General features: G+C 42.8%; 10 protein-coding genes. 6 read left to right on the top strand and 4 right to left on the bottom strand.

Going from position 1 to position 13475, the window contains the following annotated elements:
* Positions 1 to 29 precede the first annotated feature (29 nt).
* Genes AR334_RS19225 through AR334_RS19215 form a run of 3 tightly spaced genes read left to right on the top strand, consistent with a single transcriptional unit; the run spans position 30 to position 3458 of the window.
* On the top strand, positions 30 to 1121 hold the full coding sequence (locus AR334_RS19225; protein ID WP_156431326.1) for a DUF5305 family protein: 1092 nt from the start codon (positions 30 to 32) through the stop codon (positions 1119 to 1121).
* Entirely contained in the window at positions 1108 to 2817 is a 1710-nt protein-coding gene (locus AR334_RS19220; RefSeq protein WP_066315627.1) for a sensor histidine kinase, read from the top strand. The genes AR334_RS19225 and AR334_RS19220 overlap by 14 nt, the downstream gene beginning before the upstream one ends.
* Positions 2817 to 3458: a response regulator transcription factor gene (locus tag AR334_RS19215; protein WP_066316333.1), complete on the top strand. Its 642-nt coding sequence runs from the start codon at positions 2817 to 2819 to the stop codon at positions 3456 to 3458. Before AR334_RS19220 ends, AR334_RS19215 begins: the two co-directional genes overlap by 1 nt.
* Before the next feature lie 74 nt (positions 3459 to 3532).
* On the opposite strand, the gene AR334_RS19210 is transcribed toward AR334_RS19215, so the two are convergent.
* The gene (locus AR334_RS19210) at positions 3533 to 5782 is read right to left on the bottom strand and encodes an EAL domain-containing protein (protein WP_301337173.1); all 2250 of its coding nucleotides are present in this window, start codon (positions 5780 to 5782) and stop codon (positions 3533 to 3535) included.
* A gap of 334 nt (positions 5783 to 6116) precedes the next feature.
* Here AR334_RS19210 and AR334_RS19205 point away from each other — a divergent pair, with 334 nt between their 5' ends.
* Complete coding sequence (locus AR334_RS19205; RefSeq protein WP_066315623.1) at positions 6117 to 6302, top strand: aspartyl-phosphate phosphatase Spo0E family protein; 186 nt, start codon at positions 6117 to 6119, stop codon at positions 6300 to 6302.
* A 19-nt stretch (positions 6303 to 6321) separates the two neighbouring features.
* Here AR334_RS19205 and AR334_RS19200 read toward each other — a convergent pair whose 3' ends face one another.
* The 3 genes from AR334_RS19200 to AR334_RS19190 form a co-directional block, all read right to left on the bottom strand.
* Entirely contained in the window at positions 6322 to 7659 is a 1338-nt protein-coding gene (locus AR334_RS19200) for a (Fe-S)-binding protein (protein WP_066315620.1), read from the bottom strand.
* The gene (glcD, locus tag AR334_RS19195) at positions 7656 to 9068 is read right to left on the bottom strand and encodes a glycolate oxidase subunit GlcD (RefSeq protein ID WP_066315617.1); all 1413 of its coding nucleotides are present in this window, start codon (positions 9066 to 9068) and stop codon (positions 7656 to 7658) included. The genes AR334_RS19200 and glcD overlap by 4 nt, the downstream gene beginning before the upstream one ends.
* Before the next feature lie 174 nt (positions 9069 to 9242).
* Entirely contained in the window at positions 9243 to 11108 is a 1866-nt protein-coding gene (locus AR334_RS19190) for a SpoIID/LytB domain-containing protein (RefSeq protein ID WP_066315614.1), read from the bottom strand.
* Positions 11109 to 11417: 309 nt separating this feature from the next.
* On the opposite strand from AR334_RS19190, the gene AR334_RS19185 reads away from it, so the two are divergent.
* Complete coding sequence (locus tag AR334_RS19185; RefSeq protein WP_082693029.1) at positions 11418 to 12389, top strand: N-acetylglucosamine kinase; 972 nt, start codon at positions 11418 to 11420, stop codon at positions 12387 to 12389.
* 131 nt (positions 12390 to 12520) lie between these two features.
* Positions 12521 to 13474, top strand: coding sequence for a GNAT family N-acetyltransferase (locus AR334_RS19180; protein ID WP_066315597.1), 954 nt, complete (start codon positions 12521 to 12523; stop codon positions 13472 to 13474).
* Position 13475 lies beyond the last annotated feature (1 nt).

Below are 13475 nucleotides of genomic sequence, written 5' to 3'. Positions count from 1 at the left end.
CGGGAAAAATGGTAGAGGGCGTTTCACAAATGCTAAAGAGGAATCACGATAAACGATTGAAGGCTTTTGTCATTTTGCTGATATTATCCGCTGCTGCGTCCATCTATTTCTTTTTACAACCTGCTGCATCTACCGTCCAAGTGAATGATAACCAGTCGCAAATCGAGACGAGGTATGATTATAAGGCCGAAATGACGCCAAATATCCTTTATCCAGACGGAGGGACGGTGGAAGCCGGGAATATCATCTTTAATAAAATTACCGTTGCCGTCCCTTTCAACATAACATCGACCATCCATTCCGAAAAACAAGTTTCTGCTAAGGGAACTCATGAAGTCCAGTTGCTAATCAAAGCGGAGAACTTTTGGGAGAGAACCTTTCCGTTGGAAGAAAAACAAGCCTTTGACCAAACGGGAGCAGACATATCGATTATCAATCAACCTTATAAAATTGATCTGGATCAAGTGAAGTCCTTCATTCTAAGAGTGGAAGAAGAAACAGGGATCAGGCCTGCTCAATATACACTTGAGATCATGCCCAATATACAAGGAACCATTCTTGATTCTGGAGCAGAAAAGCCGTTTCAGCTGCAAGACAAGTTGGTTTTCCAATACTCGTTCGAAGAAATCGTCCTGGCAAGCGAAAAAGAATTTACATCAACGACTGCTTCTACCTCTTCCCAAGTTATTCCGAATACCCTTAACGTCATTGGTATCGACATATCCATAAGTTTTCTGCGAATTAGCAGTTTGATATTTTCCATTTTACTATTGGCATCCATCATTTATTTATATAAAAATAGTAGAATTCATCCTTCCGCAGCTTACACATCAGAAATCGACAGCATCAATAAACGGTATTCAAACAGAATTATCCCTGTGTCCCAAAAAATAAATATGGTTCAAAAATCAATATTTGTATTGGATTCTTTTCGATCGATTCTAAAAATTGCCGATGACAAGGAGCTTCCGATTTTTTTTAGTAAAGACCAAAAAGAAGATACCGGAGTGTATTTTATCGTGGATGGGAATTATTTATATACCTATGATGTCAATAAAATGAATGAGTTGCGCGATGTAGAAAATGAGGTAAGAAGTGATAAAGTGTATGCAAAGGGTTAATAAATTTTATCAGTCCGTAAGAAAAAGTCCGTCCAGTATTATCAATCTCGTGTTTGTTTTTCGCTTTATTTCGCTCACGTTAACGTCTATCTTTTATTTACTGGGTCCACAATCGCCGCTTTATTTTAAAGTGGGGGTGATTGTTTCACTTTGTATCGCTGCCTGGATTATTACCGATATCCAAAGGAAGTATTTTGAGAATATCCCGATTATGAAATCTACCGTATTGGCGGAAATCATTGGGTTGACGTTATTATTAATCCCGACAGGCGGCATTTCAAGCCCATTTATTTGGTATGCCCTTAATCCGGTGTTAGTGGCAAGTTTTCTTACCACCATGTTTTGTTTTGGCGCCTTACTGTTCTACCTGGGAAGTGCCACCCTCATCACCTATCAACTTTTTCATGTTGGCAATCTATTCATGATTATTGAAGAAAAATCAAATTTTTATTTAGTATGCTTGCTGACAACGATGCTTGTAAGACTATTTTCAGGGCTTACTAAACAGTTATCTTCAAAAACTACTCAGTTAAAAGAACAACGGGCAGAGCTAGTAAAGGTAAATAGTATTCTTTCTGATACGAATCAGAAGTACCAGCAAACGCTGGAGCATGTTATGTCGCTTTACCACCTTATGGAGAGCTTTAACTCTAAAGCCAGCATGGAAAAATTAATGAAAGAAATAGCCTCAGCCCTAAAAAAATGTACCCAAAGCTCCGAGGCGTTTTTCTGGATCAGTGATCTTAATAATCAGAACAGCCACATGGAAAATTTGACAAATAACGACTGGGTGGAAAAGGAACTGCTAAAAAATTGGGATCAGCTTCGCATGAAACGGCGGACATTTACCTGCAAGTTGAAGGATGATTCCTATCTGATGAAAATCATCAGAAACGCCAACCATGTTGGGGTGATCGGGGTAAAGGTCGCCAATGAACACGAAATGGACCATACATTGCTCATCCTTCGTCCCTTTGAGTATTTGGCCGAGTTAAGTGAAATCATGCTGGAGAAGCTCTATATGGATCAAATGATGGATCAAATGCTGATTATCGAAGAGCAAAATCGGATTGCCAATGAAATCCATGACAGTGTTTCCCAACGATTGTTCGGTCTTGTTTGCGCGTTACATAGCTTGCAAGTAAAGGGACGAAGCATGTCACATGAGGAATTAAGCCAAGAGTATCGTTTTCTTTCCCAGTCAGCCAATACTACGATTAAAGAATTACGTACAGCCATATACCGGCTAAGCTCCGTGAAAAAAGGTGAGAAGCCGTTTATTGTCCGTTTAAAAAAATACTTAGATGAATACGCTCAATTAAATAATATTGACATTCATTACCAAATTATAGGGGATGAAGCGATCATTTCAGACAGCCTGAAGCAGGCACTTTATCGAATCATCTGTGAAGCATGTGGAAATGCCGTTCGCCATGGTGAATGCCAGATTATTGACTTAAACCTAACGCTATTGGACGAGAAAACGGTATTAATGATTCAAGATGATGGTAAAGGAATGGATGCAACCATGGATGGCGATAGGCGGGAAAAAGGAACAGGCCTGCTAAATATGAGGAATTTGGTGAGGTCATTTACTGGCACCATCTCGATTAATGGAAGCAATGGTGCAGGAACGATGATTGTAATTGAGATTCCCAATGGAAAAGTGAGAGTGGCTCAGGAGGCGTTTGGATGATGAAGGTTGTGATTATCGATGACCATCCTTTAGTGAGAAAAGGGTTAATCTCTATCCTTACTTTAGAGGAGTCAATGGAGATTCTTGGGGAAGCAACGAATGACCAGGAAGCAATGGAACTTTTCCGTTCGGTGAACCCTGATCTGGCTTTAGTCGACCTTCGCTTGGCCAATGAATCGGGCCTGGATTTAATCAGGAATGCCATAAAGCAAGGCTTCACTTGTAAATTCGTGGTGCTGACTTCCTCGGTAGAAGAAGAAGACTTTAAGCAGGCAAAAGAAGCGGGAGTCGATGGTTATATTTTAAAAGAAGCATTTCCTGAGGAGCTGATTCATGCATTGCGAATTATCGGAAAAGGCCGGAAATATTATGACCCTGGCGTCCTAGATCTCGTAATGAGATCTAATGGATCGATAAATCAAGATCCACATCTGGAACAGTTGACCCCGAAAGAAAAGGAAGTGTTAATTGAACTGGGGAAGGGACATTCCAATAAGGAAATCTCACAGACTCTGTTTATTACTGAATACACCGTTAAGAAGCATGTCAGTCAAATCCTCGCTAAACTGGGCCTTTCAGATCGAACCCAAGCGGCGTTATATGCCAATGCTAAGGGGCTGGTGACCTATGCCATTCATTAGACCATGGGGACGATTCTGATGGGATATTTGTCATTAATTAGAGAAGCGTAAGTGGGGGGGGGCAAACCCCCACTTCAGCTTGGCGGGACATCCTGTTGGTTCCCTTTTATAATCCGTAAATTTCTTACTGGGGCGGTGACTCCATTATCCTGCTTTAAAAACTCGATGTATTCTTTTTCAGCAACGGGACGGCTGTATAAATAGCCTTGGATTTCATCACATTGCAATTCTTGTAATAGGTCCAATTGCTCTTTGGTTTCCACTCCTTCAGCCACAACCGCTTTGTTTAGCTTATGGCAGAGGGAAATCAGGGAAGAAATAATTTCAAAATTCACCCTGTCATGGTTAATGTGGTCAATTAAGCTCTTATCTATTTTGATCGTATCAGCCGGAATCTTTCTTAAGTAATTGAGGGAAGAATAGCCTGTTCCAAAATCATCCAGCGCAATGGATATGCCCAAATTTCTAATCTCCGTTAATGTGTTTAATACCTGTTCTTCCTTTTCAATCAATACCGACTCCGTAATTTCAAATTCAAGATAATAGGGGTCAACTCCTGTTTCATTCAAGATGTCACAAACCGTTGCAACAAAATTTGGCTGGTGCAGCAGCAAGGTGGAGAAATTGATCGATATTTTTTTTATCGGTAATTTTGCTTGTTCCCATTTTTTTAAATCATCACAAATTTTTCGAAGCATCCATTCACCAATTTGGATAATAAATCCTGATTCCTCCGCTATTGGAATAAATTCAACCGGCTGGATCAACCCCCATTTTGGATGGTCCCAGCGGATTAATGCTTCGGCCGATACCATCTTTTCAGTCTTCACATCCATACGCGGCTGCAAGTGGACAAGGAATTCATTTCTTGCTAACGCTTTTTTCGAATCATTTCGTAAAATATAATCCCTATATTGGTTAGCATTCATTACAGGAGAATAAATTTGATATTGGTTTTTCCCATTTTTCTTGCCATGGTACATGGCCATTTCTGCGTTTTTTATTAAATCCTCCTTGCTCTCCCCCGAAACAGGAAACACGCTCGCTCCGATACTGACGCTAAGATTAATTTCGGTTCCATTTATGGTAAAAGGTTGATTGTTTACGGCAGAAACTAGGGTATGCAAGGACTTGGCCAGTTCATTTTCATCTGTAAAGTCCTTCATGGTAAAAATAAATCGGTCTCCATTTAGTCGATGAAGGCCACCATTTTTTAATGCGTCGCTGATTCTAATGGCGGCATCCTTCAGCAATTGGTCCCCGACTGTGCGTCCAAACGTACTATTGATATGTTTTAAATCATCGAGATCTGCCACGATAATGGCCAAGTTCGTGGCAAGGTTCAACTCCGTGTTTAAGGTCTCCTCAAAATGCCGATCGTTCCATACCCCTGTTAATAAATCGCAATAAGCAATTTTTTGAAGTTCTTGCTCAAACTGTTTTTGTCTCGTTATGTCCCGATAATTAAACACAATCGCCTGAAGGACTGGGTCTTGCAGGTAGTTCTTTGCTGTGAATTCACATGAAAGGACAGAACCATTTTTCGTTTGCAGCCTTACTTCAATAGAAGTCGCTTTCCCTGGTGTTTTTTTCAGTTCTTCAATCGCCTGTTTAAATTCAGGCAGTGAAGCAGGTTCAATATAGTCGTACAGGCTGAGTCCAAGCCCCTCGGAAACTTTATAATCCAGGATGTCTTCGAGTGCTGAACTTAAATATAAAATTCCTCCGTCTTGGTCAATCGTGCCTACATCGGTACGGGTCAAAGTTTCTAAAAAGGAATGTAATTGCCGCTCCTTTAGGAGAATATTCCTTTCTAAATTTTTCTTATCGGTTATATCAAACCGAATGGTTAAGAATTGATAAGGTTTGGTATGTTCATCCAGCAAAGGTGAAATCACCATAAAATTCCAAATAGTCGAACCATCTTTCTTTTTTGCGGTGATTTCACCCTGCCAATTTTCCCCTGAGAGAAGGGTCTCCCACAGGTCTCGATAAAAATCTTTGGAATGGAGTCCAGTTTTAAATATACGTGTATGCTGACCAACCAGTTCATGGATCTCGTATCCAAGAGAGGCACTGCATTTTTCATTTAGGTAAATAATCTCTCCATTGAGATTGGTCACTAATAATAACGCTTCTTTATATATAGTTGAATTCATTTTATTAAAGTCTACGCTAGCTGTTTTCCCTTCACGGGCCAATTTGTTTAAGGCTTGGTCCAACTTTTGGCTTTCCAGGATCGTCTCTTTCGCAGATAGTCCTTTATTCATGCCCAAGAGAATCATTCCCTTCCTCAGATGCTCAATCTCTGTTAAAATCTCCAATTTTCTGGCTGGAAAATCAATAAAACTAATTATTGATTGATAGTTTTATAGAATCATGATATATCTGAAAATTTTCATTTCATATGATTAAAGTCACAGTGGTGTCACAATGGAGTCAGACCGCGTTCGGCTAAAGTTTTTATGCGGTGTGAAGTGTGGAAACATGAGATAATAGGGGAGATATTTAAAGGGCAGAGGACGCGGTTTCTCAGCCCTTTGGTTAGAATTTATTTTACTAAAATTTAAAAGTAGATTGTGGTAAAAATCACTGACTTTGTCTCCTAAACTTTGTTAAATTAGTAAAAGTATACTACTAAAGGAGCAAAATCCAATCATGCTGCAAATCTATAATGAAAATCATCTGGAACTATTAACCATTATTAATAGGTTAAAAATAGAAATGATCCATGTCGGCTTGCAGGAAGGGCTAACCAGCAAAAAAACAGTGGCCCTTAGTCAAAAATTGGATGAGTATATAGCAAAGTATCAGGTGATGTCTAAAAACTTTTTTCATATTTAAGAGAGCTGTAAGATCCCCCTTAAAGACCCTCTCCATGTTTCACCGCTTCTATTAATAAATCCACAATATGGACCCCTCTCATTTTGGAGCTCAATCCGTCTTTTTCGATTCCGAGCTGCATTTGCAGCAAGCAGCCCGGATTGGCGGTGACGATGGTGGTGGCATGGGTAGCCTTGGCCTGGGTCATTTTATAATCAAGCATGACCATCGACGCTTCTGATTCAATGATGTTATAGATGCCAGCAGAGCCGCAGCAGCGGTCGGCGTCCTTCATTTCTTTGTATACCGCACTTTGAATTGATTGAAGCAGGATTCTTGGGGCAGACGCAGTTTTCATCACATTCCGCAGGTGGCAGGAATCCTGATAGGTAATGACCTGTTGCGGAAGCGCCAATTTCACCTTTTCATGGAAGCCAACCGCGACTAGTATTTCGGAAATATCCTTTATTTTATCGGTGAAGGCCTTGGCCCGATCGCTCCATTCGGGGTCGTCCTTGAGCAAATGATCATATTCGATTAAAAATGCGCCGCAGCCCCCGGCGTTGGTAATGATATAGTCAGCCTGCAAGTCTTCGAAGGCCGCGATATTCCGTTTGGCGAGTTCCTTGGCAGACGCCTTCTCGCCGCTGTGGCCATGCAGGGCGCCGCAGCAGGTTTGGCTTGGCGGAATCACAATCTCGCAGCCGGCTAACTGCAAAAGTTTTGTAGTGGCATCGTTTGTTTTTAAAAACATCGTATCCATTAAACAGCCGCTGAAAAACGCAACCCGGTGCACCTGCTTGCCAATTGCCGGCAGATGGTCCGGACGATTTTTCAGTTCCCTCATCGAAGGCACCTTTGGCAGCACTTTTTCCATTGTGAGAAGATGATCAGGCAATAGGCCTAAAAAGCCAATCTTTCTGGCCGCTGTTTGCAACCCGGAGCGCTGGTAAAATCCGAGCAGCCCTACAGCGTTCCTCATCCGGTTTTGATGCGGGAATAACCCTTGAAACACGGTTTTTCGAACAATCCTTGCCGGAAAAGAATGCTTCTTATTTTGATTGATGATGTCCCGCGCTTCTTCGAGTAAATGCCCATAGCGGACCCCGGATGGGCAAACCGGTTCACACGCCCGGCAGCCGAGGCACAGCTCAAGCGAGCGTTCAAAGTCCTCATCTGGTTCGATCACTCCATCCACAACAGCCTTCATTAATGCAATTCTGCCGCGGGGTGAATGGGATTCTTTGAAGCCTGATTCAATATAGGTCGGGCATGATGGCAGACAGAAGCCACAGCGCATGCAGTTTAATAATTCATCCTCATCCATTCGCAGTTTAAACTGTTCCTGAATCCTTGTTTGTTCTTCTACAGTTGTCATCTTGCTACCACCACTCGTTTTCTTGTTTCTTTGGCAAACACTTTGCCTGGATTCATGATGTTGTTGGGATCAAGCGCCATTTTAATCGCCTTCATGGCCGCAATTCCTTCTTTTTTCAGCTTCCATTCCAGGTAAGGAGCTTTCATCTCGCCGACCCCGTGTTCCCCGGTAATCGTGCCACCTAATTCGATGGCTTTTTCAAAAATCTCGGCAAAAGCTTGTTCCACTCGTTCCATTTCCTCGTGATTCCTGGCATCCGTGGCGCAGGTAGGGTGGAGATTGCCATCGCCGGCGTGGCCGAAGGTGCAAATCGTCAGTTGGTATTTCTTGGTGATTTCATTAATCGCCATCACCATTTTGGCAATTTCCGATCGCGGAACCGTTGCATCCTCCAGAATCGTTGTCGGCTTTAACCGGGCGACTGCCGACAGGGCCGCGCGCCGTGCTGTTCGTAACGCATCGGCTTCTGCTTCGGATGTCGCGATGTTTACAGAAACCGCTTGTTCCTGGCGGCAAATTTCTGCAATTTTTTCAATATCCCGTTCTACTACCTCGACAGGGCCGTCCTGCTCGATGAGGAGAACCGCCTCGACATCTGTCGGCAGGCCGATGCGGGCAAAATCCTCGACCACCTTCAACGTAGGCTGATCGAGGAATTCCAGGGTGGCTGGAATGATTTTATTGGCAATAATTTTCGAAACCGATTTGGCGGCGGCATCGAGGCTTTGATAATGAACAAGCATTGTTTTTCGCGCTTCCGGCATTGGAATCAGCTTCAGTGTCGCTTCCGTGATGATCCCGAGTGTCCCTTCCGATCCCACCATCAGCCGGGTCAAATCGTATCCGGCGACATCCTTGGCCAGCTTTCCGCCGGTACGGATGATATCGCCATTCGGCAGGACGACTTCAAGGGCGATAACATAATCGCGGGTAACCCCATATTTGAGGCCGCGCAGGCCCCCGGAGTTCTCGTTGATGTTGCCGCCAATCGTGGAGATTTTCATGGAGCTTGGGTCAGGAGGATAAAAGAGTCCCTTTTCCTCGACAGCATTGATGAGATCCAGGGTAATGACACCGGGTTGAACGGTGATCGTCAAATTTTCCTCATCCAGCTCGAGGATGCTGTTCATATGTTTAAAAAGGAGGACAATTCCGCCGCTGGTCGGGGTGGTTCCCGCGCAAAGATTGGTCCCCGAGCCGCGCGGGACAAGCGGTATTTTGTACGCGTTGCAAAGCTTCACAATCTCGGAAACTTCTTTCGTGTTTCTCGGGCTGACAACGGCATCCGGCAGGGATTGATAGTTAGGCGTGGCATCGTATGAGTAGACGAGGCGTTCTGTTTTGGAATCGGCAAAGTTTTCGGCTGTCACAATTTTGATTAGTTTTTCTTTCACTTGATTGGCAAGCATGCTTTTTTCCTCCGAATCGCATATTTAAAAAACTATAAAAAACAGGGGGGCCAGAACTGATGACCCCACCCGTTAAAAAATCTTAGTCAAGCTGGCGTCTTCTATTGTAGAATAACAGGCCCATTCCCTAGAGGAAGCAGTTCGGGTTGTTGTTTTCTGTTCCAATAGCTGTGGTTATTCCCATTTCCAGAAGCCGTAGTTATTCCCATTTCCAGGAGCCGGATTGTTATTCCGATTTCCAGCATGCGTATAAATTTCATCGTTTGGACCTGGTGCTCCTACAACGGAGGAGTCTACTAGCTCCATATTTTTATAGTAGGAAGTCAGGATTTGATCAAACGTCCATCCTGCCAGGCCAAGCTGAGAAGCGCCGTATTGGCTCATCCCGACTCCGTGGCCATTTCCGCCGCCGTAGAATACAACGTCTTGGTCATTGAATTCAAAGCTGAAGAAGGCAGAATTGAGAATCGAACCATTTTTTAATGCTGTATTCGTATAGTCGGTGCTGCCCCCTGCTGCACGATAGACAATAATGTCATTTGCACTGCCTGTATCTGCTTTATTAGGGCGAATGGTAAAGCGAATATTGTATTCTTTTAAAATCTTATAGGTACCAGTGGAACCTTCAACAACAAGCTCCATAATATTTCCGCCGTCACCGCGCTTGGTTACGTACATGTTCCTGAATTCCCCGATACCCTCTGCTGGAATTGCCTTGCTGACATATTCACCTGCGTCATTTTTAGTTAAAATGAATTTTGGGTCGGCAGCATATCTGGCAGCTAAGTTTTTGTTGATGGTGTTTTGCAGTTCAGTTTTAGAAAGAGTGATCTTCCATCTGAAATAAAGGGAAGTGTCATCATAGCCTCTATAGGACAGGTTCTTGTAAAAAGCAAGTACTTCCTGCTCATTTTGCGTGTCGATTTCTAGCATCTTTGATGGATCGATTGGATCAAAGGTATAGCTTTTCGCTAATAGGTAATCTACCGGAACGCCAGGAAATGCGCCATTTCCTTCTGACCAAACCTGATGCTTGGAAGCGCCGAATCCGCCGGATGTTGAATAGTATCTAGCATCTACTAAACTGCCGTCTTTTCCATACATAATTTGGCCTGCTGTTTCTTGCACAGCTTGCGTTGTCAGGGCATTCTCAGCTGAGTTGTTGTATACCTGGCTCATGACGCTATCCAATACGAAATAACCGTCTTTGGCAAAGCGGTCGCCAAGGTAATCACCTAACGCATAGGTTCTTGCCGCAACAGATTGTGCCTTCAGGGCATTTAGACCAAAGGAAGCAGGCATTTCACTTGGAACAACTTGGTATAAGTATTGTTCAAAATCAACATCGTTAATTAACTCAAGCTTGTTTCCTTTTACGGAAGTGATTTCAAACAGACCGCGATATTGTGGAACGCCTTGTGCTCTAGTAATGTTATCTACTTTAATTTTGCTGGAAGCATCGGTAGATATGTAAAGTCTATTCTTTGTAGAATACAATTCAGATCCATCTTGCTTAACAGCAGAAACAGAATCAACTGTGGAAGTAAATGTAATAATCTCGCCGGCAGGTGCGTCAAAGGTTTGTCCAGCAATCTTGTCAACAATTTTGAGGCCGGCCGCTGAGCTTAATTTAATTTCATTATGGTCCATTGTTGCAAAGTTGGTTGTCATGATGCCGACTCTCATGTTTTTAACAGGAGTAACACCATCGATCAGGATATTGGTGATTTCTTGGTTGTCATTCACCTTAACAGTTACGTTTTCGGCTCCAACTCTAACATCTCTAAGGGATTTCTTATATAACTTGTTATCTACTTTTTGTGCTACCTTATATCCTTCGGCAAGTTTTAATTTCCCTTTCAGCTCTAACTCTAAGGTTAAATTAGTGGTATCCTTGGCCATGATTTTTTCCGTAAATGTTGTTGTTTTTACCTCGGCAGATACCGTCGAAACGCTAGGTAAGACACTAAAGAAAAGACCGAATACAATAAATATAATAGATACTACACTAACGAATTTCCTTGTTTGCGTTGATAGCATGATGGTCCATCCCTCCTAAATTTTTAAAGTTCTTTGGCAGCGCTTTCTGTTTTCTGAAAAATAAAAGCGCAAATCACTCTACCCTCCTTCTATAAAACTAGTATTTTGTGAATCAACTAAATTATAGGTAATGAAAAACAGACTAGTCAACATGATATTTTAAATTTTGGCAAAGTATGGTGAAATTATATTTCAAAAGGGAGGTGTTAATTGAAATATAATTTTAAAAGTAATAGGTTAAGTTGAAATATTATTTCAATCATGTATAATAAATGTGTAAAAATAATGAAATGTTCATAGGGGCTGTGAATGATGATGTATGTACTTGGGATTGATGGAGGCGGAACGAAGACGAAAGGCGTGATTGCCGATGCGTTTGGAAACGTTTACGCGAGTGAAACAGTTGGCGCAACCAATCAAAATGGTGTGGCGATCCAGGATGTCGAACAGGAACTTTCCATGTTATTTGCTTCATTAAAAAACCAGAACAGCGAGGTTTTTTCGAAGTTAAATACAGTCTTTGCGGGCATGTCCGGAGTGGATCGGCTTGAGGCTAAAAGGGTAATGAAACAGATTCTGGTGAAACTTGTCCCAGATCATGTTCAAATCCTTATCGACAACGATGCAGTGAATGCGTTGTACTCCGGTACATTGGGTGCTCCGGGAATCGTCCAAATCGCTGGAACCGGCTCGATCACGTATGGCATCAATGACGGAGGTGACAGGCAGAGGGTTGGCGGCTGGGGCTATTTAATTGATGATGAAGGCAGCGGCTATGACATCGGAAGGGCGGCGCTTCAGGCTGTTTTCAGGGCAAACGATGGCCGCGGGTCCAAAACGGTTCTTACAAATATGATCCTTGATCACTTTGGTGTCCATGAACCTTCAGACCTTATTACCTTTATCTATGAACCTGGTAAATCAAGAATGAGGATTGCTCCGCTATCTCAATACGTTTCAGTAGCGGCTGATAAAGGAGATGCCGTGGCGGTAAAGCTTATTCAACAAGCGGGCGCCAAACTTGCAGATGCTATTGCAAGCTTAAGTCAATCGCTTTTTCAACATCAAACGGAGCCTATTCCAGTCGTCACCGTTGGCGGAGTATTCAATCGGGCAGATTTGCTTCAGCCCATCATTCAACAGGAATTGCAGCGGCAAAACATTAACGTTCAATTAATCAAGCCAGAGTTGGCACCCGTCAGCGGTGCTGTCATTGCGGGATTTTCCAGTATGAGGCAAACGATCAAAACTAGTTTTGTAGAAAATATGAAAGAAGTTTGAAATATTAATACAACTTTTTTAAATATTTTATGATTTTTTATTTCATTTTTACGAGTGCCTTGTTATAATAAACATAGCTAAAAAAGTTGTCGAAACTTGCAATATGAAACGATCAAAGGAGTGGGCCGCCAATGCGATTGATACAATGGGATGTGCAAAAAATATCGGAATTGGTCAATCTATGGAACTCAGAAATTGGCTCGGCATTCCCGATGACAGAGGAGCTGTTCACACAAAACAGCGTTGAGGATGAAAACATCCTGCCGGAAGGTTCGTTTATTGCGGTTGACCAGCAAGGCCAAGCGGCAGGTTTCATTGTTTCAAAAAGATGGAGAGAGAAATTACCCATACAGATAGATGGAGAAACAGGCTGGATTCAAGCCTTAATCGTTCGATCTTCCGCCCGTGGACAAGGAATTGGTAGCGCTTTATTGGAAAAGGCGGAGGATGCACTCAGGAACAGCGATTGCAAGCGAGTGTTTTTGGGGCGTGACCCCTACCATTACTTTCCTGGCGTCCCAGTGGAATTCCAAGAGGCTAAACAATGGTTTGAACGAAGAGGGTATCACCCCACGGGTGTGGAGTCAGACCTAATCCGAGAGTTTTCGCCAGATGAAGAAACGCCGATGCCCGAGTTAGCCGGCTTACAAGTTACCCTCATTAAAGAGGATGAAAAGGAACAATTGCTAGCCTTCCTGCATCGTTGTTTTCCTGGACGGTGGGAATATGAAGCCTACCACTATTTTAGAAGGGGCGGAACAGGCAGGGAATTTGTTGTCTTAAAAAAGGCTGAGGAGATTATCGGCTTCTGCCGAATCAATGACCCCGATTCTCCTGTTATTGCCCAGAACGTATATTGGGCGCCGCTGTTTGACGAGCACTTGGGCGGGATTGGCCCGTTAGGCATTGATCGGGCACAGCGAAAAAATGGATATGGGCTCAGCATTGTCGAAGCTGCTGTTTCTTTTTTAAGAGAAAGAAAGATTGAGAGAATCGTCATTGACTGGACTGGATTGACCGAATTTTATGGCCGGTTGGGTTTCAATGTTTGGAAACAATACGAGCAATATTACAAAAACTTGTAAT

It is taken from the genome of Bacillus sp. FJAT-29814, from assembly GCF_001510715.1.
Lineage (GTDB): Bacteria > Bacillota > Bacilli > Bacillales > Cytobacillaceae > Neobacillus.
The sequence above is the reverse complement of the archived record's forward strand: the minus strand, read 5'-3'. Positions and strand labels throughout refer to the sequence as shown.